General features: G+C 51.0%; 20 protein-coding genes and 1 pseudogene. 7 read left to right on the top strand and 14 right to left on the bottom strand.

Annotation, left to right across the window (positions count from 1 at the left end; translation table 11 throughout):
* Positions 1-354: 354 nt before the first annotated feature.
* Together crrC and KCG39_RS01250 are read left to right on the top strand one after the other, a co-directional pair.
* Positions 355-741, top strand: coding sequence for a colistin resistant protein CrrC (gene crrC / locus KCG39_RS01255; RefSeq protein ID WP_142467746.1), 387 nt, complete (start codon positions 355-357; stop codon positions 739-741).
* Positions 742-1,059: 318 nt separating this feature from the next.
* Positions 1,060-4,179, top strand: a complete 3,120-nt coding sequence (locus KCG39_RS01250) for a multidrug efflux RND transporter permease subunit (RefSeq protein WP_142467747.1) — start codon at positions 1,060-1,062, stop codon at positions 4,177-4,179.
* Between the two features lie 648 nt (positions 4,180-4,827).
* On the opposite strand, the gene KCG39_RS01245 is transcribed toward KCG39_RS01250, so the two are convergent.
* Positions 4,828-5,049 (bottom strand): cold shock domain-containing protein, encoded by a 222-nt coding sequence (locus tag KCG39_RS01245; protein WP_004131140.1) that lies wholly within the window; start codon positions 5,047-5,049, stop codon positions 4,828-4,830.
* A gap of 665 nt (positions 5,050-5,714) precedes the next feature.
* On the opposite strand from KCG39_RS01245, the gene cspE reads away from it, so the two are divergent.
* Positions 5,715-5,927, top strand: a complete 213-nt coding sequence (gene cspE, locus KCG39_RS01240) for a transcription antiterminator/RNA stability regulator CspE (RefSeq protein WP_004131139.1) — start codon at positions 5,715-5,717, stop codon at positions 5,925-5,927.
* Between the two features lie 139 nt (positions 5,928-6,066).
* On the opposite strand, the gene KCG39_RS01235 is transcribed toward cspE, so the two are convergent.
* From KCG39_RS01235 to KCG39_RS01180, 12 genes are all read right to left on the bottom strand, one after another.
* Complete coding sequence (locus KCG39_RS01235) at positions 6,067-7,500, bottom strand: anion permease (RefSeq protein ID WP_049112751.1); 1,434 nt, start codon at positions 7,498-7,500, stop codon at positions 6,067-6,069.
* A gap of 108 nt (positions 7,501-7,608) precedes the next feature.
* Positions 7,609-10,209 carry a bifunctional aconitate hydratase 2/2-methylisocitrate dehydratase gene (acnB, locus tag KCG39_RS01230; RefSeq protein ID WP_142467748.1) on the bottom strand — a complete coding sequence of 867 codons (2,601 nt, stop codon included), beginning with the start codon at positions 10,207-10,209 and terminating at the stop codon, positions 7,609-7,611.
* Between the two features lie 68 nt (positions 10,210-10,277).
* Positions 10,278-10,844, bottom strand: a complete 567-nt coding sequence (locus KCG39_RS01225) for an RBBP9/YdeN family alpha/beta hydrolase (protein ID WP_112165297.1) — start codon at positions 10,842-10,844, stop codon at positions 10,278-10,280.
* Positions 10,845-10,876: 32 nt separating this feature from the next.
* Positions 10,877-11,749: a triphosphoribosyl-dephospho-CoA synthase CitG gene (gene citG, locus KCG39_RS01220; RefSeq protein ID WP_004131135.1), complete on the bottom strand. Its 873-nt coding sequence runs from the start codon at positions 11,747-11,749 to the stop codon at positions 10,877-10,879.
* Positions 11,724-12,272, bottom strand: coding sequence for a citrate lyase holo-[acyl-carrier protein] synthase (gene citX / locus KCG39_RS01215; protein ID WP_087828853.1), 549 nt, complete (start codon positions 12,270-12,272; stop codon positions 11,724-11,726). The genes citG and citX overlap by 26 nt, the downstream gene beginning before the upstream one ends.
* Positions 12,269-13,789 (bottom strand): citrate lyase subunit alpha, encoded by a 1,521-nt coding sequence (citF, locus tag KCG39_RS01210; RefSeq protein ID WP_142467749.1) that lies wholly within the window; start codon positions 13,787-13,789, stop codon positions 12,269-12,271. The genes citX and citF overlap by 4 nt, the downstream gene beginning before the upstream one ends.
* Before the next feature lie 33 nt (positions 13,790-13,822).
* On the bottom strand, positions 13,823-14,698 hold the full coding sequence (citE, locus tag KCG39_RS01205) for a citrate (pro-3S)-lyase subunit beta (RefSeq protein ID WP_211811626.1): 876 nt from the start codon (positions 14,696-14,698) through the stop codon (positions 13,823-13,825).
* A complete protein-coding gene (gene citD / locus KCG39_RS01200) occupies positions 14,698-14,988 on the bottom strand; it encodes a citrate lyase acyl carrier protein (protein ID WP_004131130.1) in 291 nt (96 codons plus the stop codon). Before citD ends, citE begins: the two co-directional genes overlap by 1 nt.
* A gap of 24 nt (positions 14,989-15,012) precedes the next feature.
* Positions 15,013-16,086 (bottom strand): [citrate (pro-3S)-lyase] ligase, encoded by a 1,074-nt coding sequence (gene citC, locus KCG39_RS01195; protein WP_142467750.1) that lies wholly within the window; start codon positions 16,084-16,086, stop codon positions 15,013-15,015.
* Positions 16,087-16,149: 63 nt separating this feature from the next.
* Positions 16,150-17,013 (bottom strand): fumarylacetoacetate hydrolase family protein, encoded by an 864-nt coding sequence (locus KCG39_RS01190; RefSeq protein WP_004131124.1) that lies wholly within the window; start codon positions 17,011-17,013, stop codon positions 16,150-16,152.
* A gap of 79 nt (positions 17,014-17,092) precedes the next feature.
* Positions 17,093-18,331, bottom strand: coding sequence for an MFS transporter (locus KCG39_RS01185; protein WP_004131122.1), 1,239 nt, complete (start codon positions 18,329-18,331; stop codon positions 17,093-17,095).
* A gap of 94 nt (positions 18,332-18,425) precedes the next feature.
* Positions 18,426-19,514 carry a 4-oxalomesaconate tautomerase gene (locus KCG39_RS01180; RefSeq protein ID WP_004131120.1) on the bottom strand — a complete coding sequence of 363 codons (1,089 nt, stop codon included), beginning with the start codon at positions 19,512-19,514 and terminating at the stop codon, positions 18,426-18,428.
* A gap of 158 nt (positions 19,515-19,672) precedes the next feature.
* Here KCG39_RS01180 and KCG39_RS01175 point away from each other — a divergent pair, with 158 nt between their 5' ends.
* From KCG39_RS01175 to KCG39_RS01165, 3 genes and pseudogenes are all read left to right on the top strand, one after another.
* On the top strand, positions 19,673-20,599 hold the full coding sequence (locus KCG39_RS01175; RefSeq protein WP_004131117.1) for a LysR family transcriptional regulator: 927 nt from the start codon (positions 19,673-19,675) through the stop codon (positions 20,597-20,599).
* A 442-nt stretch (positions 20,600-21,041) separates the two neighbouring features.
* A pseudogene (locus KCG39_RS01170) lies at positions 21,042-21,753 on the top strand (aminotransferase class IV); the annotation flags it as partial.
* Positions 21,754-22,184: 431 nt separating this feature from the next.
* Positions 22,185-22,763, top strand: a complete 579-nt coding sequence (locus KCG39_RS01165; RefSeq protein ID WP_004131113.1) for a TetR/AcrR family transcriptional regulator — start codon at positions 22,185-22,187, stop codon at positions 22,761-22,763.
* Here the strand turns inward: KCG39_RS01165 and KCG39_RS01160 are convergent.
* Complete coding sequence (locus KCG39_RS01160) at positions 22,743-23,834, bottom strand: iron-containing redox enzyme family protein (RefSeq protein WP_004131111.1); 1,092 nt, start codon at positions 23,832-23,834, stop codon at positions 22,743-22,745. The two genes, KCG39_RS01165 and KCG39_RS01160, sit on opposite strands and share 21 nt — an antisense overlap.
* Before the next feature lie 212 nt (positions 23,835-24,046).
* On the opposite strand from KCG39_RS01160, the gene KCG39_RS01155 reads away from it, so the two are divergent.
* Entirely contained in the window at positions 24,047-24,946 is a 900-nt protein-coding gene (locus tag KCG39_RS01155) for a DMT family transporter (RefSeq protein WP_004131109.1), read from the top strand.
* The last annotated feature ends 24 nt before the right edge of the window (positions 24,947-24,970 follow it).

The following is a 24,970-nucleotide window of genomic DNA, read 5'->3' as shown; positions in this document are numbered from 1 at the left end:
GTTTCCACATTACCGATAATAGATTTTATTTTATCTTAAAAAGATTTTATGCCGTACTTGTTTAAAGGTTCTACAACCAAATCTCAGGCACCTGCCGCGAGCGGATATTTTTCCGGTTAAAAGCAATGTGACAAGCCCGGAGTTAAAAAGTTGCACACGCCGCATTTTTTCCTGCCGATATAAAGCACGCGGAACGCGTCTCCATACTGGCTACACAATCACGAAATAAACAATCAACATACCGCTGCGACAATCCATCATCGAGGAAGAAAAGTGCAAGCGTGAGTGTGACACGCACGCCTGTGAATTCAGCTCGCCAGACAACTGATGTGGGCCCCTGTCAGAGAAAACATTATGGAAAGCTTAAGTAATATTCGTCGTGAAAAAGTTCTCGCTGCCTTTATATTTTCCCTGACAGCATGGGGGTTACTTTATTTATGGTTATACCTGGTGCATGCCATTGATGAAAAGGTAGCTTCCACGACGCTGTCATCGCCATTGGTCGATGCCAGTATCACCTTCTCAGTCCTGGCGTTTATATTCCAAAAGAAACCTGGCGCGTTAAGAGAATTAGCGATTATCGTCTTCTGGCTGGTATTAATATTTATTTATAGCATTGTTGTTTTTAATATTCTTTTGAATATTACACCCGGCATATATGATATTGTCTTTTATTATGAGTGTTTTTTGCTGATCGTTTTCTGCGGTTCCCCGGTGTATTTATTGATGCGGATGATTTGATTTTACGCCATGAGAAAGATAGCCCTCTTAAGCAGAGTGCGGTAGCCGCGCTCATAAGGTTAACCGGGAGTACGCATACACACTCCCTCCATAAATTGGCCATTGGCGGTCAACATCGCGCATTTAGACTTCGCCTCTTCCTCCTCGACCTCGTTCTGGCCGGATCGCGATATATGCCATTCGCGCAGGAGACAATTGCTCGAACGTTGCCGCCCGGATGACGCTATCGCGCGAGTTTACCGGAGGATAGACCCCGGGAAACCGAACGGTCATCCTGAATTTACTGACCTTTTTGTTTGTTGACTGGATGTCTATCTGATGCCGCACTTTTTTATTGAACGTCCTATTTTCGCCTGGGTGGTCGCGCTGTTTATCGTGCTGACGGGAATATTGTCCATTCCGCGCCTGCCGGTTGCGCAATATCCTGCCGTCGCACCGCCGGGCATTATTATTTCGCTCAGCTATCCAGGGGCCAGCCCGGACGTGATGAATACGTCGGTTGTTTCACTTATCGAGCGTGAGATTTCTGGCGTGGATAATTTGCTTTATTTTGAATCCACCAGCGATACCACCGGAATGGCTTCCATTACGGTAACCTTCAGGCCGGGAACGGACATTAAGCTCGCGCAGATGGATCTGCAAAACCAGATTAAAATCGTCGAGCCGCGTTTACCGCAGGCGGTAAGGCAAAATGGCATAACGGTTGAGGCGGCAAATTCCGGCTTTCTGATGATGGTGGGGTTAAAATCCCCGACGGGAGAGTATCAGGAGGCTGATTTAAGCGACTATTTTGCCCGCAATGTGATCGATGAGCTGCGCCGCGTCCCTGGCGTTGGCAAAGTTCAGCTCTTCGGCGGGGAAAAAGCGCTGCGTATCTGGCTGGATCCTATAAAGCTCCACGGTTACGGGCTTTCCGTCACGGACGTCGTGACCGCTGTCGGCCAACAAAACGTGATTGTTTCTCCCGGCAGAACGGGAGATGAACCAACAACGCCGCAGCAGGCCGTTACTTATCCGATAACCGTTAAAGGTCAGCTCTCATCCGTTGAGGCGTTTCGCAACATTACCTTAAAATCTGAGGTGACTGGCGCACGGCTAAAGTTGGCTGATATTGCGCGCGTGGAGTCTGGGTTACAAAGCTATGCGTTTGGCATACGAGAAAACGGCGTTCCCGCCACGGCTGCCGCTATTCAGCTCTCTCCCGGCGCAAATGCGATCGGCACGGCATCGGGGGTCCGCGCGCGGCTCGCAGAGCTTTCAGGCGTGCTTCCTGAAGCAATGGCGTTCACGGTTCCGTTTGATACCGCCCCCTTTGTGAAGCTTTCTATTTTGAAGGTGGTGGAAACATTTGCCGAAGCAATGGTGCTGGTGTTTCTCGTTATGTTGTTGTTTCTGCACAAAATCCGCTGCACGTTTATACCTGCTATCGTGGCCCCGGTGGCGCTACTGGGCACCTTAACGGTGATGCTGCTTAGCGGCTATTCCATCAATATCCTGACCATGTTCGGCATGGTGCTGGCAATCGGCATCATTGTTGATGACGCTATTGTTGTTGTGGAGAACGTTGAGCGCCTCATGGAAGAAAAGGGGCTCTCCCCGAAGCAGGCCACGCGGGAAGCGATGAGCGAAATCACCCCAGCCATTATGGGTATTACACTGGTGCTGACCGCGGTATTTATTCCCATGGGTTTTGCCGACGGGTCGGTAGGGATTATTTACCGGCAATTCTGCATTTCTATGGCGGTGTCCATTTTATTATCGGCATTCCTGGCGCTGACGCTCACCCCTGCCCTTTGCGCTACGTTACTTCGGCCTCATCAGCCTGACCGGAGTAAAGGCGGCAGGTTTTCCGCATGGTTTAACGCCCGTTTTGACCGCCTCGCCTCATTTTACGCCTCCGGGCTCGGGTTTGTTCTGAAACGGACCGGACGCATGATGTTGCTGTATACCGCGCTCTGTCTCGCGCTGTATGCCGGTCTATCCTCATTACCTTCGTCATTTTTACCGGATGAAGACCAGGGTTACTTTATGTCGTCGATCCAGCTCCCTTCCGACGCCACGATGCAGCGTACACTTAAAGTGGTACAACGATTTGAAGATGAAATCGCCGCGCGGCAGGTCGTTGAAAGCAACATCATGATCCTGGGATTTGGCTTTTCAGGCTCGGGGCAGAACTCGGCCATGGCTTTCACCACCCTGAAGGACTGGAAAAATCGCGAGGGCGCGACCGCCCAGGGTGAAGCAGAGTATATTCAACGCAGTATGGAAAGCGTTCCCGATGCCGTAACGATGAGCCTGCTCCCTCCGGCTATCTCCGACATGGGGACCTCATCCGGGTTTACCTGGTATTTGCAGGACCGTGGCGGCAAGGGCTATCCGGCCCTGAAAAAGGCAGCGGATGAGCTGGTAAAGCGTGCGAACCAGAGTCACCTGTTGAACGATGTCTATATCGATGGGCTCCCTGAAGGGAGCAGCCTGATGCTTAACGTCGACAGGGAAAAAGCGGAAGCGATGGGCGTATCGTTTGATGAGATTAATCAAACGATTTCCGTCGCAACGGGCTCCAGTTACGTCAATGACTATATCAATAATGGCCGGGTTCAACAGGTGATCGTTCAGGCGGATGCGCCCTACCGTATGCAACCGGAGCAGTTATTGACGCTGTCGGTGAAGAACCGCTCGGGGCAGATGCTTCCTTTGGCGACGTTTGTGACGCTCTCCTGGAACGTTGCCCCACAGCAGCTCAATCGTTATCAGGGATATCCGGCCATCCGCATTAGCGGAAGCGCCGCCGCGGGCGAGTCCACGGGTAGCGCAATAGGGGCGATGGAGAGGCTGGCGGACCCGTTGCCGGCGGGTTTCGCCGGAGAATGGGCGGGGAGTTCGTCACAGGAAAAGCAGTCCGCGTCACAGCTGCCGGGGCTGATAATACTCTCGGTGCTGGTCGTATTTATGGTGCTGGCCGCACTCTATGAAAGCTGGTCGATTCCCTTCGCGGTAATGCTTGTGGTTCCTCTCGGCCTGCTCGGCGCGGTTGTGGCCGTGACGGTGGCGAATATGACCAACGATGTCTTTTTTAAAGTGGGCCTGATAACCCTGATTGGCCTTTCCGCTAAAAATGCGATTTTGATTGTGGAATTTGCCAGACAACTGATGAGCCAGGGAATGAACGTGGTGGATGCAACATTACTCGCCTCAACCCAGCGCTTACGCCCAATACTCATGACCTCGCTGGCATTTACATTAGGCGTCGTACCGCTGATGCTGGCCAGCGGAGCGAGCGACACGACTCAGCATGCCCTGGGAACGGGCGTCTTCGGGGGCATGATAAGCGCAACGGTGCTGGCTATCTTCTTTGTCCCCGTCTTTTTCGTGATGATTACGCGGTGCATTGAACAACGTCGGAAAGGGGAAAACACCCCGCGCCATATTAAATAGCACGAGGTTGGTACGAGCGTTGCCGGAACGACAGGATGAGTTTTACGCCGCGTTAAGGGGAAGTATGTCGCCGCGCTTTAGACTCGCTTGCCTCACTCGTCCGGCGGTCTGGTCGTCATCCATTATTCTGGCCAGTCGCTAAAAAGCGGCTGGCTAATGGCGCGCGCTTTTCATTGCATCCTGCCTGCCCGGATTGCACGGTTCTTTTGTGCCCGGGAGATAAAATTTTCCGGACGAGTCAGGCTGCGTTCCGCCCGGGCACCCAGGGCGTCCAGACGCGGTCGCGCTGCCATCAGAGCCATTGCCCCCATCCGAGTTATTCCCATTCCCACCGTCGCCGCCATTACCGCCGTTAGCGGCATGGACTGAGAATGCGCACAGCATGAAGAAACACACCACAAAGCGTCTGACCATCACCATCCCCTGTCATCGGATTTAAATACTGACTGAAAGCCGGTGAATTGTACTCGCTTCCAGAATCCGTCGAACGCATTTCTGCCGCATTGCCGGATAAGAAAAACCGTACGCGACGCGACGGTCGTGGTGCTCAGGGACAGGGCATGGAATAAGAGAGGAATAATCCAGAGACAGGCCGTCGCGATATCGCCAACACGGCTTTCACTATCGCGGCCGTAACGCTATAAATCGTTATTTATCGCACAGTATAACATGGGTAGCAGCAGGACCTTTGTCGTCTCTATGGAGTACAGCATATTCAACTTTCTGGCCTTCAAACAGGGTATTAAAATTATCCCCACGAAGCGCCGAGCAATGGACCGAAATATCTTTGCCGCCATCGAGAGGTGAAATGAAACCAAATCCCTTCGACTCATTATACCACTTGACCAGACCTTTAATTCTTGAGGACATACTGACTCCAGTTGCGCATCAGGTAATTGACAGAAAACGTGTCGGATTAAACGTATGGACTCAAAAGAAAGGGGGTATCAGCGATAGCGCCTGGTAATGAGAACGGCCGATAAATTTTTTAAGCTCATGCGTTTTTTTCGAATTAATAATTTCATTAATGCATGAATACCATTCATAAGCAAATTAAATTTTAGCCATCCAGATGCCCCACTGGGGATAAAATAATGAGAAATGGCCTTAAATTTATCGCGCTGCGACGCATGATATGGCTTCACCACCGCATGAGCCTGTTCGCAAAAATAAAAAAATACCCCCTCCAGATTCATCCACGTTATCGTAATCCAAAATCCAGTTAACCTAATGAAACTATGATAGTTATTATCATTAAACCCTCAACAAGGCGCTGGCGAATCACTCCCCCTCTTTCCGTATTACTCTCCGTCCCGGCCATACCAATTGAAATAAGTCTTGCTATCCGCGGTGAAGTATGTGACTAATGATTAGTCGGTTAAGTACACAGACATAATAAAGCGGTTTAGTAAAGCAGTCCTCATCTCAAGTGTTATCCGTTGATAATTCTTCCTTTTGAGTCTCCTTATCGTTATTAATTAGATTCTGTGCGAAACCTTTTCGCCGTAAGGCTCAGATATGTTGAGGTATTATCAATGTCTAATAAAATGACTGGTTTAGTAAAATGGTTTAATGAGTCGAAAGGCTTTGGTTTCATCACCCCGGACAACGGTAGCAAAGATGTGTTTGTACATTTTTCGGCTATCCAGAGCGGCGGTTTTAAGACCCTGAACGAAGGCCAGAAAGTCGAATTCACCATTGAAGATGGCCAGAAAGGCCCTTCAGCGGGTAACGTCTACGCCATCTAAGCTGCGCTTTATTCACTGGCGTAGATTTCAGCTTCGCTGCCGATGATGAAGTCACGCCAGTTCAAAAACCCTGACATCATGTCGGGGTTTTTTCGTTATGTCGCGAGCCGCCAGGTTCAAATAAAAATGCAGGCCGGCCTCAAAGTATTCCGTGCTGAATCAAAAAGCCCCACCACGGAATGCCAACAACCATATGAACCAGAAAAGTTAACAACGCTATTATGGTCCCGGTTAACCACCAGGATTTAATATCATTATAACCGGCGGCAAAAATAATCGGCCCGGCGGCACCACCATAGTGCGTGATACAGCCCCCGTAAGAGTTAGAAAACAGGATCGCGAGCGCCAGCAGCGCAGGCGCCGTTCCGGTAACCAGTCCGACGGTAGCGAAGACGGGAACCATAGCCGCGACGTATGCACCGCCGGAGGCGAATAAATAGCGCACGATGATGCTTAAAAAAACAATAATCACAATGGTCGTGTTACCGGCGCCGAGGAAATCCAGATGCGCGGACATAAAGGCGGCAAGCCATTTAAAAAATCCCTCTTTGCTTAAGGTCGCACTCAGTCCAATAATGCCGCCGTACCAGATTAACGTATTCCAGCCGCCCTTATTTTGCAGCACATCATTCCAGCAAATAACATTCGCGAGCAAAGCGCCAGCCATGGCGATCACCGCAACGGAGGATTCATTCAGCCCCAGATAATGAGAAAATATCCAGCCTGAGAGCGCGGAGATAAATACGACGATCAGCCCTTTCTCTTTCGAACTGATGGCACCCAATTCATTCAGGCCCGCAGTGGCTATTTTTATATTGTCTATTTCTTTTAATTGCGGGCGCACTATTTTGTAGGTGATATAAGGAATAACAGTTAACATCAATAGCCCGAGCGGTACCCCCGCCAGAGCCCATCCTACCCAGCTTATGCGAATATGAAAAATATCGGAAATTAACTGTAACGCTAAGGCATTTCCGGCAAACGCGGTCAAAAACATATAGCTGGTGGTCTTAGTCACCATATACACATTCACCATCAGGTAACGTCCGGCCTTACGCGGACTCTCTTTTGGCGTCGAACCTAACACCAGGGCAATGCTATTGATAATCGGGAATACGACGCCGCCGGCGCGCGCAGTGTTAGAAGGCGTCGCCGGTGACAACATTAGATCCAACAGCGCCGTGACGTACCCTAGCCGTAGGGTTGTCCCACCAAATTTTAAAATAAACCAGTACGCCAGACGTTTCCCCAACCCGGTAGTGACAAAAGCGGCGCTCAAAGTAAACGCGCTAAATACCAACCATGTCGTTCCCGAGGAAAAACCGCTCAGTACATCCATTGACTTGACGGGAGAGTCATCAAATCTTGCCACCGTTAAGCATGACAAGCCTACCGCCGACATCATAATCACGGGCTCAGGATAAGGCTTACTCACCAGCCCTATAATGGACGCCAGATAGATGCCGGCCAGTATCCAGGCTTCTTTCGTCAATCCGTCGGGGGGTGGAATTATTATAGCTAATATAATAATAAAAATAAGCACCGCTATTTTTATTAGCTTGGACTTCAACATGCTTCACCTCGGCTACAATCCGTGTCGTTAAAAGCAGAAGCCTCATTCTTCTGAAGCTTCCGCTGAACAAGTGAGCTATTCACCGTTATTGTTTAATGCAGTAAAGAATTAGCCAGCAAATGTTTTAATAATATTTTTTTCATTATTCGTTGACTGATACTCTGGCAGCCGATCGAAGTTCAGGTAACGATAAATGTCGTCCCTTGTTGCTTTGATTTTATCCATGTGCCAGAAATATTGTTCAACGGTCGGCATTTTCCCTATCATCGCCGCCACGGCGCACAGCTCCGCCGACGCTAAAAAAACGTTCGCATCGGTGCCAAGACGATTCGGGAAGTTACGAGTCGATGTTGAAACAACGGAACTGCCCTGACGTACCCGCGCCTGGTTCCCCATACACAGCGAACAGCCGGCGGGTTCGATTCTGGCGCCCGTTTTTATGAACTGATTAAAGTACCCTTCACTGGCAAGCTGACGCGCATCCATTTTCGTCGGCGGAGCCAGCCACAGCCGTGCGGGTATCTCGCGGGCGTCGGCAATAATTTTACCGGCGGCGCGGAAATGGCCAATATTCGTCATGCAGGAGCCAATAAAGACTTCATCTATCGGCGTACGCGCGACTTCCGACAGCAGCCGGGCGTCATCCGGATCGTTCGGCGCACAGACGATAGGTTCGGTAATTTCCCTAAGATCGATCTCAATCACCGCGGCATATTCGGCGTTCTCATCGGCCACCAGCAGCGACGGATTCGCCAGCCACGCCTCAATTTCCGCAATTCGCCGCGCCAGCGTGGCGGCATTTTCATAACCCTGATTAATCATCCAGCGTAGCAATGTGGCATTGGAGCGCAGATATTCCGCCACGTTCTCTTCTTCCAGACGCAGCACGCATGCCGCTGCGGAGCGTTCGGCCGAGGCGTCAGCCAGTTCAAAGGCCTGCTCCGCTTTCAGCATGCCGAGTCCTTCGATTTCCAGGATACGCCCGGAGAAGATATTGATCTTATTTTTTTTCTCCACCGTCAGTAATCCCTGCTTTCTGGCATAGAGCGGAATGGCGTGCACCAGATCGCGCAGGGTTATCCCCGGCTGCATCTCTCCCGTAAAACGGACCAGTACGGACTCCGGCATATCCAGCGGCATAATGCCCGTTGCCGCAGCAAAGGCCACCAGCCCGGAGCCACCGGGGAAAGAGATGCCAAGCGGGAAACGGGTGTGAGAATCCGCCCCGGTCCCTACGGTATCAGGAATTAGCATACGGTTAAGCCAGGAGTGGATAATGCCATCCCCCGGCTTCAGCGCCACGCCGTTCCGGCGGCTGATAAATTCAGGCAGCGTTTCATGCAGCTTCACATCAACCGGCTTGGGATAGGCTGAAGTATGGCAGAAAGACTGCATAACCAAATCAGCGGAAAAACTCAGGCAGGCCAGATCGGTAAGCTCATCGCGCGTCATTCCTCCGGTAGTATCCTGCGAACCGACGGTAGTGACTCGCGGCTCGCAGTACTGTCCTGGTCGGATCCCGGCAACGCCGCAGGCTCTTCCCACTATTTTCTGCGCCAGCGTAAAGCCGGCGGCGGAGGATGCTGGCGCTTTCGGCCTGCGGAAAACGTCGGAGGGCGCAAGGTTCAGTGATTGCCGCGCTCTGGCCGTCAGGCTCCGGCCAATAATTAGCGGAATGCGCCCGCCGGCGCGCACTTCATCAAGCAGAACGTCCGTTTTCAGGGAAAATGAGGTGATAGGCTGCTGGCTGTGGGCTTCGCAAATTTCTCCGCGATACGGATAGAGATCAATCAGCATTCCCGTTGATAGCGCGGAAACATCCATTTCAAGCGGCAGCGCGCCGGAATCTTCCAGCGTATTAAAAAAGATGGGCGCAATATTTCCGCCAAAAACAAAGCCGCCGCTTCGTTTATTCGGCACCCATGAAATATCGTTGCCAAGATGCCATAAAATAGAATTAGTTGCCGATTTTCGGGAAGAGCCTGTGCCAACGACATCTCCGACGTAGACCAGCGGGTAGCCCTCTTTTTTTAACTGCTCTAGCTGCCGTATCGGCCCACGGCTTCCCGGTTCATCCGGGCTGACGCCGTCGCGCGGATGACACAACATGGACAACGCATGCAGAGGAATATCCGGACGTGACCACGCCTCGGGCGCAGGCGACAAATCATCAGTATTGGTTTCCCCCGGCACCTTAAATACTTTCAGCGTGATCTTCTCCGGCAGCGCCGGGCGACGTAAAAACCATTCGGCGTCGGCCCATGACTGAAGCACTTTTTGCGCCCAGGTATTTCCTTGTTTCGCCTTTTCTTCCACATCCTTAAATTTTTCAAAAATAAGCAGCGTAGCGCTTAATTGTTCCGCGGCGCTGCTGGCCCAGCGGGGATCGTCCAGTAAGTGGATGAGCGGTTGAACATTATAACCGCCCTGCATGGTGCCCAGCAGTTCAATAGCCTGCTGAGGCGCAATAATACTCGCAGGGTTTTCTTCTTTAATCTGCTGATAAAGAAAATCGGCTTTAATTTTCGCCGCCGGATCGACGCCCGGCGGCACGCGATGCGCTAACAGCTCAACAAGGGCATTTTTATCTTCGCAGGTCTTGCTGGTCAGTAATGTAATTAATTCTTGCGTTTGCTCCGCGGTTAACGGCTTCGGTGGAATATTTTTTCCAGCACGTTCATCGACATGCTTATTATAAGCTTCTAACATATGCTCTCCGTTTCAGAAGTTATTTATCTGAAGGTTGTTTATGTAATCGCGATATTCGGTTGGTAACATTAAGTTTTAATAAATTGCGGTAGCCCTTCACAAAATTCTGCTAACTGCTCCAGACCATAATTCCAGTCGCCGAATCCGGACTCAGCATTAATATGCCCGGCGTCACCCAGATCGATTAAACGTCCTCCCCAGCATTCCGCCCAGTACTGCGCTCGCTTAAAGGTCATTAACGGATCGTTTCGGCTGGCAAACATGAGGCTGGACGTCCGCAGACGCTCGGGAAGTACCGCCTCGTCCAGTTCGAAGAGCGATGGCTCCGCAGGCGCAACCATGACGATACCCGCTATATTCACCTTTTGTGTCTGAATCAGGCGACATGCGGCGAGCGCCCCAAAGCTATGCCCGACCAGCACAGCCGGGAGCTGACAGGTAGCCAGCTCCCGACGGATAGCGGACACCCAGGCATCAATATCCGGCTCCAGCCAGTTCCGCTGGCTTATCCGCTTCCAATACGGAAAACGACGACTCCAATAGCTTTGCCAGTGATGCTCATCGCTGTCTCGCAGGCCCGGCACCAGAATAATCGTCAACTTTTCGCGCAGCTGTTCCAGACGTTGGGTAGTCATTAAGCTTTCCTCTCCACGCTCAGTACCGCCCGTCAGGCCGGGTAATGGGAAAGTACCCAGCCAACGGCAAGGAGATCCGCGCTGCCGCCAGGGCTGAGATTTCTATCAATCAACGCCTTATCCATGTGTCTCAGCGCTTTTCTGAGCTTTTCACCCGCCAGGTGTTCCATCTTCAGAATGCGTTTTGCATAGCGCTGCACATACTGCAGGCCGCTTAGCCCGCCCCGGGACACCACATTGGTATCGGGGTTGAAGGCCATCAGGGCCAGCAGCATTCTGAGCAGCGCATCCTGCTCAGGTAGCCCCTCCCGCCGCGCTTTCTGCCACTGGGGCAGCCCAAACTGCCTGACGGTATAAAAACCGTTCTCCGCCTCACCCCGCGCGCCGCTAAACCCGAAGCGCTGAAAAATATGCTCGCCTTTGGTTTTGGCGAGGCCATTTTTTTTCAGTTCATGGCTAACCAGGCCCGCGCACATCGCACTGGTTTCCCGGCACAAATTGCGCTGGCTAAGCATCTGGTTGCGCTTAACAAGGCGCCCTGCGGCGGCGCACAGCAGGCCGAGGGAAAAAATGCCGCCTTTGTGGGTGTTGACTCCCCCCGTGGCGTTGAACATCGCCTGTTCGCAGGCCAGTCCTGTGGGCCTTATCGCTAATAGCGTCTGCGGGGCAGGCAAATCCGCGGTCGCCACTCCCTGCGCAAAAAAGCGGGGGAACCAGGGCGAGACGGCGCGAATACTGGCCATAAACAGCGCGATGTTCATATCACGATGCGAGCCATTGTTCTCGCCATCAACCAGCCCGGGCTTTGGCGTTAATCTCACTTCCCGATACATCGCCTCGGCAGCCAGCCAGGCAATGCTTTCCCGTTGCTCAGCCCGTTCAGCGTTCACCGCGAAAGTAGTCATAGGCTAAATCCTCAATCACTTGCGCAAGTTCATTCTGAGAATGGCGACGCATACGGGAACAGACGTGGGCAGCCTCATTGCAAATGAAGCATCTGCGCATCGGCTGTCGGATCGCGCTGCGCTTAATTAATCCGGATGTGGGACAAAAGACATCGATATCCCACAGACGCCCGAGAGGATGATGATCTTCAAGATGCGCCGTCACGTGCTTGATCATCCAGGCAGGCGCCGCTATGGACCAGAACGCTTCGGGCCCGGTGGGCTGAAAACTAACCTCGTGCCTGGAAACGTCCCAGCGATGTTTCCGCAGCAGCTGGCTGAACGCGTGCGTCGCCTGCGCCATAACCTGCCGGGCAAGCGGCGTATCTTTTACCTCGCCGGGCCAGACGAGCGTGGTGGATACCATCGGTTGTTCAAAGCGGCGCAGCCACGCCTGTTGTACACTCGCGCGCGCTTCTCTGGCTTTAAGGACTTCCTCAAGAGTGATAGAGGCGCAGGAAGCGTTTGTCGTTTCGTCGATCATTCTTTCACCTGCCTTACCACGTCAATGACGCTGCCATCGCGATAACGCACGACGCCGACAATGCGCGAGGTAAACTCGATCGGTTTCGGTTCGCCAGAAATCACCAGCGATGTCTGATAAAGCGCCTCGATATCAACAACCGGCAAACCGGCCGCCGTCAGCCCCTCTTTGACTTCCGGGCGGGCAGGATTCACGGCAATGCCGTGGTCGGTGACCAGCACGTCAATGCTCTCTCCCGGCGTTACGCGGGTTGTGACGTGCCTGACGACGGTGGGAATACGGCTGCGGATCAGGGGCGCGACCACGATAGTTAAATTTGCCGCCGCAGCGACATCGCAATGTCCGCCCGACGCGCCGCGCATCACGCCGTCGGAGCCGGTCAGTACGTTGACGTTAAAATCCGTATCAATTTCCAGCGCGCTTAAAATGACGATATCCACGCGGTCGCAGCAGGCGGCTTTCGCCGCCGGGTTGGCGTAAACGCTGGTCGAGATTTCAACGTGGTGCGGATTTTTCGCCAGCGACTCCCCCGCCGCGCCATCAAAACTTTGTGTATCCAGCAGCTTAGTAATCAGTCCCTTTTCATGCAGATCGACAATGCTGCCGGTAATGCCGCCTAAGGCAAAGCTGGCGACGATATTGTGCTTCCTCATGCGGGATTCCAGGAATCGCGTACAGGCGGTGGACGCCGCGCCCGATCCCGTTTGCAGAGAAAAGCCATCGCGAAAATAACCGGAATGCTCAATGACGTCCGCAGCAGACCGCGCGATCATCAGCTCTCGCGGATTGCTGGTCACGCGCGCGGCGCCAACGCTGATTTTCGCCGGGTCGCCTACGCTGTCGATTTTGACAATATAATCAACCTGATCCTGAATAATGCTGGCCGGCATATAGGGGAACGGTTCGATGCTTTCCGTCAGCAAAACCACTTTGCGGGCATATTTTGCATCGACCATCGCGTAGCCAAGCGAACCGCATCGGGATTTGCCGCCGCTGCCGCTGGCATTGCCATATTCGTCGCAGCAGGAGACCGCGAGGAACGCGACATCAATATTAATTTCACCCTTTTCAATCAGATTGACCCTACCGCCGTGCGAGTGGATCTGTACCGGCTCCTCCATCAGGCCGTGTGAAATCGCATCCGCTAATTCACCGCGCATCCCGGAGGTATAGATTTTGCTAATAACGCCTTGTTTAATATGCTCGATCAGCGGCGTGTTGCAGGTCATCAGGGAACTTGACGCCAGCGTTAACCCTCGCAAGCCTTTTTCCGCCAGCCGGGTCATAACGTAGTTAATCACTTTATCACCCTCGCGGAAGGCGTGATGAAATGAAACGGTCATCCCATCGCGTAAATCGCAGCGCGATAAAACCTCATCCAGCGTGTCGAAAAGTTTGCGCTGATATTTTTGCCGGGTATCTGCAAGATAGGGCGTATGGGTATTTGCGCCGGAAAATACCTCATATTGGTGCTGGGCGCCGGATATATTATGAAGGACTTCTGTTAATTGATTCATAGTTAAATCCTGTTGCTGGTGACTGAATGGAGATTATTGACGGATGCCGGAGGCATTTTTGCGTTCAATAACCACCCGGGCATGGTTGATGATCGGCGCGTCAATCATTTTGCCGTTCAGTGAAATCACCCCAAGTCCGCTACGCTCCCCTTCTTCGGCCGCGGCAATAACACGCTCCGCGTAATCAACCTCTTCCTGAGTGGGGGCATAGGCATTATGTAAGATCTCAATCTGCCGCGGATTAATAAGCGACTTACCGTTAAAGCCCATACGCTTAATCAAATCCACTTCTTTCAAAAAGCCGGCCTCGTCATTAATATCGGCATAGACCACGTCAAACGCATCAATGCCTGCCCCACGGGCCGCATGTAATACCGCGCAGCGCGCGTAAAACAGCTCGGTACCGTCGCCGCGTTCCGTTTGCATATCCATGACGTAATCAAACGCCGCCAGCGCAATTCCCATCAGGCGTTGAGATGCCCTGGCGATAGCGACGGCATTAATGACGCCCACCGCCGATTCAATCGCCGCCATGAGCTGCGTAGAGCCCACCGGACGGCCGCAGCTCTCTTCAATACGCACAATTTCACGCTCAAGCTGATAAATATCTTCTGGTGTATCGGTTTTGGGTAAACGGATAACATCGACGCCGGCGCGCACCGCCGCTTCGAGGTCTTTTAAGCCAAACGGCGTATTCAGCGGGTTAATCCTGACAACGGTTTCAATATCTTTATACATAGGATGCTGTAACGCATGGAACACCAGCAGCCGCGCGCTGTCTTTCTCTTTCAACGAGACCGCATCTTCCAGGTCAAACATGATTGAATCGGGTTTATAAATAAAGGCGGCTGAAAGCATAGCGGCGCTTGAACCCGGTAAAAAAAGCATGCTGCGACGTAATTTTTTCATCATAATTTTTCCCACGCAATTTCGTTGCTGGCCGTTCCCCGTAAAATCGCCGCCTGCATTCTGGCGCGGATAACACAGTCCAGCGCGCCCTTATCCTCCACAATAATCTGGCCCTGCGTAACGTTTAATATGGAAAGTGTTTCATTGACCACTGCCGTAATCTGTTCACCAAATTGTTTGTACACTTCACTGTTGATAGTTATATCGAGCCCATCATCGTAGGGGCTGACTTTGACAACCAGGTCGCTGGATTCGAGCGTCCCGGCGATTGCCGCATGTAATATTTTCATATAAATATCCTGAACAATTATTTATTAAGCATCGACCATATCCAAATCGGGCTGCTTTGATTGATTCGCTGATAACCATTTATATAAATAAGGCATGGTAGTCGCTGGCACCATACTTTTAACGGTGTGCATATCTTCGTGATTTAACAATTTCCTGACCGCAGAGGCGGAGATGGGAAGATTATTAATATCGGTCATCCTCTGAATCTCATTCACCTTGATACTGGCGGTAGGTATTGTCATCTCATCCTCCAGCCAGTGATGCATTGCATCATTATATTGCGCGGTCACCTTGCAAAAGGGTTCAGTGCCAACAAAGCGCTGATTAATATTTAAAGCCGGAGCAATGTAACGGCGGAACATAAGCAAATCTATTGCGGCATACACCTCATTAATGATTTGTTTTTCTTTGAGAAAGTAACCGGGAAATGTTCCTCGAGAAATAATGTATTTTGAGCCAGGGTGAACAGTAATATTAGGCAGGTGCCGTGAACCCTCCTGAACCATGGCAAACCGTTGCCGAAAAGAAAACGTGGACAGATCTTCCTCAACGACAAAGACATGTAGCCAGTCGCACGCTTTCGCCGCCTGCTCAATCAGATACTGGTGCCCTAACGTAAAGGGATTTGCATTCATTACAATCCCGCCGATATTTACGGCGGTCACCAAATGCTGGCCCCGCAGTTGACGGCAGTAGCGATGGATGCCAACCGGCGAATTTTCCATCAGCGTCGCTCTGTTATCGAGTGTGACCAAAGGATAAAATCCGCATCCCTGGAATGACCGCACATTATCCGGACACGTCAGAAGAAAAAGCTGATGTTCGCCGTTCTGAATAGCCTGCAACTCCGCTTCATGAATAATTTTCAGGCCTAACGCTGTGCCACGCCATTCTCTGGCAACCGCAATGCATTTTAACGTATTCCCCGCAAGCCCGGCGCAGGCAACCAGCTGCCGCTGACAGCGTGCGACAACAAATTGCTCAATGTCGCCGTCGATACCTAATCCATTGTTCTTCAGAAAGAGAATGATTTCTTCTCTGAAGGTACCGTTGCTAGTTTCCACTTTCTCGAATTCTAGCGTTTGGTCGGTGTACATCTTGTTTCTCCTGCCCATACCTTAATGGGCGTCAAAAAATAATCTTGCCCGAGCCTGCGGAGACTACGACATCTGCATTTCGTGCTGCGGTTTTGATTCGATAATCGTATTCATGAGATGACCAATATTTTCAATAACCACCTCGACCCGATCGCCTTGATGCATAAAGAGAGGGGGGGTTCTTTTTTTACCTACGCCGCCTGGGGAGCCGGTAATAATGACATCGCCGGGGCTGAGAGCAGTAAATGTACTGATATAGCTAATCAAATCGGCGACTTTATGGATCATATTGCTCGTCGAATCATTCTGAACCATGATGCCATTCAAATAGGTTTGAATAGACAAGCGGTGGGGATCGGGTATTTCATCAACGGTTGTCAGGCAGGGCCCAAATGCGCCGGTCTGCCGCCAGTTTTTCCCGGCGGTAAACCAGGCATGCTGCCAGTCGCGTACCGATCCATCCATATAGCAGCTATAGCCGGCAACATGGCTCAGGGCAGCGTCGGTCTCGATATTCATACCCGGTTTGCCAATAATAACGGCCAGTTCGCCTTCATAATCAAATTCATTAGATAGCGCGGGTTTTAATATCGGCGTTGCATGCCCGGTTTGCGAGTCAGGGAAACGAACGAAAAGGGTCGGTGCATCGTTGGTTTCAGAAAACTCTTTTCTTTTTTCCGCATAATTCATACCGACGCAGATAATTTTCCCAGGGCTTTCAATAACGGGTAAAAAAGTAATATCAGCCATCATAATATCGACCGGATAATTAACATACTGCCCGGCAATCTCAATGGCGCCCCACTGCAACAAGTCCTTCAGCGTACTATATTGATGACCAATTTTGCCACCCAGGTCAATAATGCCTGTCTCCGTCAAAATTCCATAACTCTTACGACCATGATGAACATAGCTTGCTAATTTCATGATGACACCTTACTAACATTGAATTTCTTTGCTCACGCCATTGGATATGACGTGAGTAATTTACTTCGCTACAAAGAATTTAAGACTCAACCGGAACCATGGCTTTTGTTTCGCTGGAAGACAAATACGTTGCAACCACCGCACCCACGGCCAGTAGCGCAATAATGAATCCCGTCATCCCCTGCCAGCCCATAGAGTGGAAAACAAAACCGTTCACGAAACCAATCACTGAGCCGCCCATGTAGTAGAAGAACAGATACAGCGCGACGGCCTGGCCTCGTGCATGCGTTGCATTTTTACTTACCCAACTTAAGCCAATGGAGTGACAACCAAAGAAACAGCCGGTAAAAACAACCGCGCCGATAATAAAGGTGACGACGTTAGAGGTTAAAGTCAGCAACATTCCCAGCGCCATCATTACAAACAGCGCGCGCAGGACTCTCATACTGCCGTATTTTGCGGAAAGGCGTCCCGCCTGAGGGGCGGTGAAAAAGCTCAAGGCAAAGCTAAAGGAGAGCAGGCCCGCATTCGCCGGAGAAATATGAAACGGTTCGCCTTTCAGGAAGAAAGCCAGGTAGTTATAGAGAGAGGTAAATACCCCAAAAATGATAAAGCTAATCACAAAAGCTAACGCCAGTTTTTTATTTTTAAAGTGAGATGCAGCGCCTTTCACTACACGAAGAACGTTAAGGTTTTGCGTTGGCTTAAAGTTCCGAGACGTCGGGAGCAAAAAGTTAACCAGCAAAGCAACCAAAATCAGGCTGATCGCAAAACCATAGAAAATGGTGTTTATTGAGATATGGTCGATCAGCTGGCTGGCCACAATACGCCCGGACATCCCTCCCATCGAGTTACCAAAGACGAAGTATCCAGTGACCACCCCAGCCACCACCGGCGCGACCTCCTCGCTGATATAGGCGGTTGCGGCAGCAGCGATACCGCTGAGCGCCAGACCAATGACCGCACGCAGAGCCACCAGCATCGCCCATGATTCGACAAGAGGACAGAGCATCGTCAGCAGTCCGCCAAGTAGCAGCGAAACGATAATTAATTTTTTTCTGCCGTAATGATCGGACAGCGTCCCGGTGAATAATAATCCTATCGCCAGAAGCGCCGTTTCTGCAGAAAGAATGATACTCACCTGACTAACCGGCACATCATATTCGACGGCCAGAACCGGTAACAGAGGTTGAATAAAAAAAAGTGAGGCTAATTCTGCAAGGCCGGATAGCGCCAGGGCCAGGATGATCCGAATATAATTACTGACCTTGACGGGAGCAGAATTAAGCTGGTTATCTTTCGTATGGGTTATAGCCATAAAATCCTCGACATTATTTTTTTAGGTACAGAGTTATGTAGCAACTACACGCTAGAGGACATCAGTACTTCATCGCATTAATGATATAAAATATTTATAACTCCTCCGCTAAAACATATTCCGGGACGCAAACCGTGCCTTCAAATAATTTACGGGAGGTTCTAATCACTGCGGCACGTGTTTTCTCAATGTCATTTCCCTCTTTAAGTAAAGATACGGAAATTTTCCCGCTTGGATGTTCAATATTAATTATATTGGTATACGGCGTCCTGGGCTGATCGGCCACAATGTGATGGGCTACCGACCCTTCAATTATCGTGGCCGTTGCTATGCCGATAGACCCCGTGATAGCCAGAGATTTATGGCAGGTATGAGGCATAAAATAACGAACTCTGATAGTCCCGCCTGCGCCGGGTTCACTCAGCAGAACCGGTTTTGGGATCACTTTATCGGCAACATCGCCCAGCCCCATTTTCGCACCCGCCTTACGCCGAATCGTTTCCAGCTTAGTCATAAAGGCGCTGTCAGCATCAAGGTCGGCCGGTGATTCGTCTCCTCTTTTTCCCATCCGCTCTGCCCTAATCAGCACCATCGGCATCGCCATATCGATGCAGGTGACTTCCACATCATCAATCACATCGACGACGTTACCGGTTGGCAGCAGCTTTCCCGTCTTGCATCCAGCGGAGTTAAGGAAAGTCAGGCCAATCGGCGCGGCGCAGCCCGGAACGCCATCAATGTGCGTATCGCCTTCATAGTTGACATAAAAATTCGGCGTTTGTACTTCCGCATCTACCAGCGTACCGGTATTCAGGTTGCGAATTCGCACTGTCGTCACCGGACTTTGCGCCTTAACAAGGCCTTTTTCAATCGCAAAGGGTCCTACGGCACAGAGCATGTTACCGCAGTTGGGCGTGGTATCGACGCGACGCTCGTTGACCATCACCTGGACAAATAAATAGTCAACATCAGCATCCGGACTGTCCGAGGGGCTAACAATCGCGACTTTACTGGTTTGGGGGCTGCCGCCGCCAATACCATCAATTTCAAGTTCGTGACCCGCGCCCATTAAGCCCAGCAGCACAGCATCGCGTTCTTCAATTTTTGTCGGTAAATCACTGGCCAGAAGCACCGGGCCTTTCGAAGTACCGCCACGCATCAGTACACAAGGAATCTTTAACATTATGTTTCTCGTTTCACGCATTGATAAGAGCAATGTCAGGATTCCACAGACGAATACATAATGCTAATGCCAATAAAACCAACCATTAATACGTTTTGCGTATAAATAGCGGTTAGGTTAGTGTGTTTGCATCGCGACAAAGTCTGGAGTGAAATCTTATGCTGCACGATCTTCAAGGTATACAAGCGTTTGTTAAAATTGCAGAAATTGGATGCTTCACAAGAGCATCACATTTTCTTCACACATCCCAACCGGCGTTAACGCGGCGGATCAAAAAACTTGAAGAGCAGCTTGGAGCTACGCTATTTGAACGGACAACCAGAAACATCAAACTCACGGCAGTAGGCAGAGAGTTTTTACCTAAGGCAAAGAATTTAATAGATTTTTATGAAAGCTCAATCCTGAGTATTAAAGAAATGGCCACTCATCAAAGCGGTGTCGTCACCCTGTCCTGTCTCCCCACCGCAGCGTTCTATTTCCTCCCCTCCGTCATCAGGGACTATAACAACCACTATCCCAATATCCGTATCCGAATCCTCGAGCACAGCGCCAGCGATTGTCTTGAAGCTGTCTTAAACGGTGACGCAGATTTCGGCATAAACATGATAAACATCACACATCCCAATATTGATTTCTCGCCGCTGGTCAATGAGCCTTTCGTATTAGCCTGCCGACGGGATCACGAACTGGCGCAGAAGTCGCTGATCTTGTGGGAAGACCTGGCCAACTTCAGGCTTATTGGCGTTAGACGCTCAAGCGGTAACCGCTCTCTGATCGATCAAGCGCTGGAGAATATGGACTGGAAGCCCAACTGGTTCTATGAGGTCAGGCATCTGTCGACATCGCTGGGTATGGTAGAAGCAGGGCTTGGCGTGGCAGTGGTTCCCAGTCTGGCCATGCCGACCGATGAGCATCACATTCTTGTCAGCCGTCCACTCGTTGAGCCGGTTATTCGCCGCACGCTCGGTCTCGTGCTGCGCAGAGAAACGGCGCTTAGCCCTGCAGCGGAAAAGTTCAGGGAGATGCTATTACAACTCTGGTCACAGGATACAAGCAGCCCGTGGATAGGGAAATTTACCCGCTAAAGCCGTTTTCATCTTCTGCACTCTATCGCCAGACGCTGCGTAAGGGGCATGGCGATATCATTTTCAGGCCGGGACGCTCGTCGGGCAAATATTGCCGCTCTTTGATGAGCCTGCCGGTCAGAAGTGATACTTTTAACGACCCCGCAAGCTATGACTCCCACCCGTTCGGTGTTTTTAAATTCGGCGACAGGAATAAACCACCTTAAAACGATAGCGTATTGAGTTATCAATAATCTGTGCAACACGCCATGATTAAGCTAAACAGCTTAGGTATCAGTAAATAACGTTCGGGCATGAGTTAAACCAGAAGAACAATAATGCACTGATAACAAACTCCGTCATCGTGTTCGCGTAATACATTGTTTTCACAAATGACTTTCTCATCAGGGTAAAAATATGCCAGGAATAATTCATAGATACGCATTGCTCACACGCAGATGGAAAAGTGGGGCTCGGCCATAGTCGTGATGAGCTAACCGATATGATGTACAACACGCTGAAGATCAACGGTATGACGGACGGCGCCCTCTGCGACTCATGGTCACCCGCGGCAAAAAGCTCACGCCAAATCAGGACCCGCGCTTTATCCTCGGTGGCGCTACTATCGTCTGCGTAGCGGAATATAAGGTTGTTGATGAACAGGCCAAACGGCGAGGCCATGCCTTGTTCACCTCGACCTATCGTACCAGCGCGCCGGATTTCTTCGATTTGCGTCTTAATACCCACAGCCGCTGCATTAGATTCAGACGCTATTGCCGGTGCAGATGAAGCGCTGATGATGGACCCTCATGGTTTCGTCGCCAGTTGCCATTCCACCAATTTTTTCTCGTATGCCGGGGCAAACTGTGGACCTCACACGGCCTGTACTGCTTTAACGGTATTACCCACCGCACGATCTTGTCGCTGGCGCGCCGGCAGGGCATCGGCGTGCAGGAAAGATCCTTTAGCCTTGTCTAAGCATTCACTGCTGACGAAGCTTTGTCACCGGAACGCTGGCAGGTATTACCCCGGTGAGCAGGCTCGACGGCAGGCGCTTCGACCTCAACGAAAATCCCGTGACCCAATGCATCAGCGGCTGGTATCAGGATTATTTACAGCAGGTGGAGTCGCCGCCCACCGACAATCGCCGGACGAAAAAAAACCCGCAGAGATAGCGCGGGTCGATTTAAATTCAAATCCATTGACTGCAAGTAACATCACAATAACCGAGCGTTATTTTATGACTTGTATCACAAAAACATCACCCCCTGTTCGGGGGGGATGCTAACTTCTACCCGGCCTCTCTTTATCCGTCCCGAGCGCAAGGTGAAGGGCATAAGGGCATGAAATGGCGACGCCTGCGTATTTCTGTTTCATGCGCAACTGAGATGGCCTGAGGATTTTTGCTTTTTTCGAGGCCGGATGTAAGAATCGACGTACGTTTTTGATGGGTTAACGCGTTCACTCATGCCGCCCACCGCTGGGGCATGGATATCGGTACCGGGATAACATTGCGTCTGCATCGTTGCGATGCCCGCCCGACATATCAACTGCTGACTGCTATCTACCAAAGCCCTCTGTATTACTACCTTCAACGGGAAACAGTATGAAACCAAAACAAGCGGAAATTATCCGCCATTCTATGTCCCTGTTTAACAAAGAGGGGTATCAGTCGCCGAGTATTGACCGAATTTCGGAGAACGCGGGCATCTCCAAAATGACGTTCTACCGCTACTATCCGGATAAAGAGGCGCTCATTCTTGATATTTTACAGCAGAAAGAGTGTGAGTTTATGCAGGCGCTGCAGGACATTACCGCGGATAAGCCCACGGGGCGTGAGAAGCTATTTGCCGTCTTTGAATACTACAATAACTGGTTCACCTGTGCGGATTTTCACGGCTGCATGTTCACCCGCGCCCTGTTTGAATACGGGACCTCGTCTCCCGCTATCCGAACGATATGTTCACAGTTTAAATCGCGCCTCTACCAGTTTTTCCGCGACATCCTCATCGGGCTATTAAAACCAGAGCCTGCGGAACGGGTGGCGATGATGATGCTTATGCTGATTGATGGCGCGATTGCCGCCCAACAGGCCGAGTCATCGGAGTGCCGGGAGATCCCTCCCGGAATAACGGCCTGGAGCGCGGCGAAAGCGCTTATCTATTCAGAGGGCGGCACCCTCTGATTCGCGGTCAGCGAGCGTGCGTAACGCCTCCAGCAGACAATCGTAATAATCGCAGCAAGTCTGAAGACGCAGCGCTGCGCCAGAGTAGACCTCTTCCAGCGCAGCCGGATTTTTATTGCCGATCGGTACGATAACGTTATTCAGCCATCCATCCGCATGGCCGATATCAACCTCGATATGCTCTGAGTAATAATGGACGTCGCGATCCGATAGCCCGATACGGCGGCATCCTGTCACCAGCTTCTGGTACTGCGGCGGATCCAACAGTTCCGTCATCGCCATGACGCCAAGCGATTTGTAGTAATGCTGACGGTTAACGCCGCCCAACATAAACGCGTTGTAGCCAGCGAGCCCCTGCCAGTCGTACAGATGGGCAAAATGGTTTTCAGGCAACGCAATATCCCTTCTCTTCAGTAAATCCTTATACAGATTAACGTGCGTGATCTCCTGGCTGCCCTGGCCTATTTCATCCCAGAGATTCTGGGCAATCTCTGCGCGCGTTTCAGGCAGAGAACCGACCAGCCCCATTGCCACCAGATCGAAAAACAGCAGATTCAGCGCGCTATCGCTTTTGAAGAAATAGTCTATTTGCGTAACGGAAGCAGAAGAAGCGAGAAAATCAAACAGAGGATGGTGCGAGGCCGGGTGTTTCTGACAGAGGTCACGAAGTTCCTCAACGATATTGCCGGCGTTAAGCGCGGGTATCGGGAATGCGAACCGTTTTTTTTCCACCCGTAGCCATTCTGACTCGATGTAGCTTCTAATCCCGCAGAGCAAGGGATGGAACTGGTTTTTTGCCGCTGCCGATAGCGGCTCCGCCAGCCATGCCTGGTACAGTTTAAACAGCGCGCCGTGGGCACGCTTTTTAGCCTGCGGATCGTTGGCGGTAAAAGCTTTGATGCAGGTGTTTTCGGTCAGGTACCAGACTCTGTCGGCCAGTAGCGGATTGGCCGTAAGTTTTAGTGAAAGCGCGTTGCTGTGGAGAAGCTGGTCAATCATGTCATCCAGAGAGAGCCTGGCCATTGCGGAATGCTGTTCATTCCCGGTGAAACCATTTTCTGTCTTACGCATCGATTTATCCCTGTATAATGCATGGTATAGATACGTTATCGTACAGATATATATGCTGCAATCAGATTTTTTGCACATGCGTAACAAATTTTTAATTATTTGTTTTTTAGACAAAAAATAGCAAAAACCAAAATAATAATAAAATTTAATTGATATATTAAAAAAAATAAAGTTACCATTTAGTACAGTTCGAAGCGATGCAAGGAATCAGCATGCCTTACCTGTTACTCACGCTGGCGGCCCTGTTTTGGGGAGGGAATTATGTCGTAGGGCATATTCTCGTTCAGGGCGCGGACCCGATCCTGATGACTGAAGCGAGATGGGCGTTGACCGCGATACTGCTGGTATTGCTCTATCAGCGGCAAATCCGCGATAGTCGCCTGCTGTTCCGCCAAAATGCGCCAACGCTGCTGATTTTAACGCTGTGCGGGCAGGTAAGTTTTCCCTTAACTCTCTATATTGGCCTGCAGTCGACTTCGGCGCTGAACGCAGCGATTTACATGTCTGCGACCCCCTGCATGGTGCTTATTATTAATCGGTTGATTTTCCGCGACCGGGTGTCGGCGCGTAACTGGTGGGGGGTACTTTTTAGCACCGCAGGCGTCCTCCTGCTGCTTCTGCACGGCAACCTGACCAACGCTGAGGGGCTAAAAGGCTTTAGCCAGGGCGATCTGTGGGCAATGGGGTCCGCGCTGAGCTGGGCGGTATATTGCTCTCTGTTACGTAACAAAGATCGTCGTATCCCCGCCAACGCTTTCGTCGCCGTCAGTTCGCTTCTCGGTGCTCTTATTCTGCTTCCGGTGGTGATTTTCTGGCTGTGGCGGCATCCCGCGACCTCATTCGCTTCGTACCACGATATCGCTTTCCTGACCGGACTGGCGTACCTGGTTATTTTCCCCTCATGGCTGGCCTACTTATTCTGGAATAAAGGCATCGCGGCCATTGGCGCCACTCGCGGGGAAATTTATACCCATATTATTCCGCTATCTGGCGGCATATTAAGCATTCTGTTTTTACACACCCAGCCGCACCTCTATCACTTACTGAGCACGCTGCTAATTTTGACCGGGATCGCTATTTGTTCACTCGCTAAAAAAACAGCACCGCATTAAAAATAATAACGCCACGTTTCAATC

Origin of the sequence: Klebsiella pasteurii, assembly GCF_018139045.1 — a bacterium.
GTDB classification, from domain to species: Bacteria; Pseudomonadota; Gammaproteobacteria; order Enterobacterales; family Enterobacteriaceae; genus Klebsiella; species Klebsiella grimontii.
This window is presented reverse-complemented; position numbering and strand designations above follow the sequence as displayed.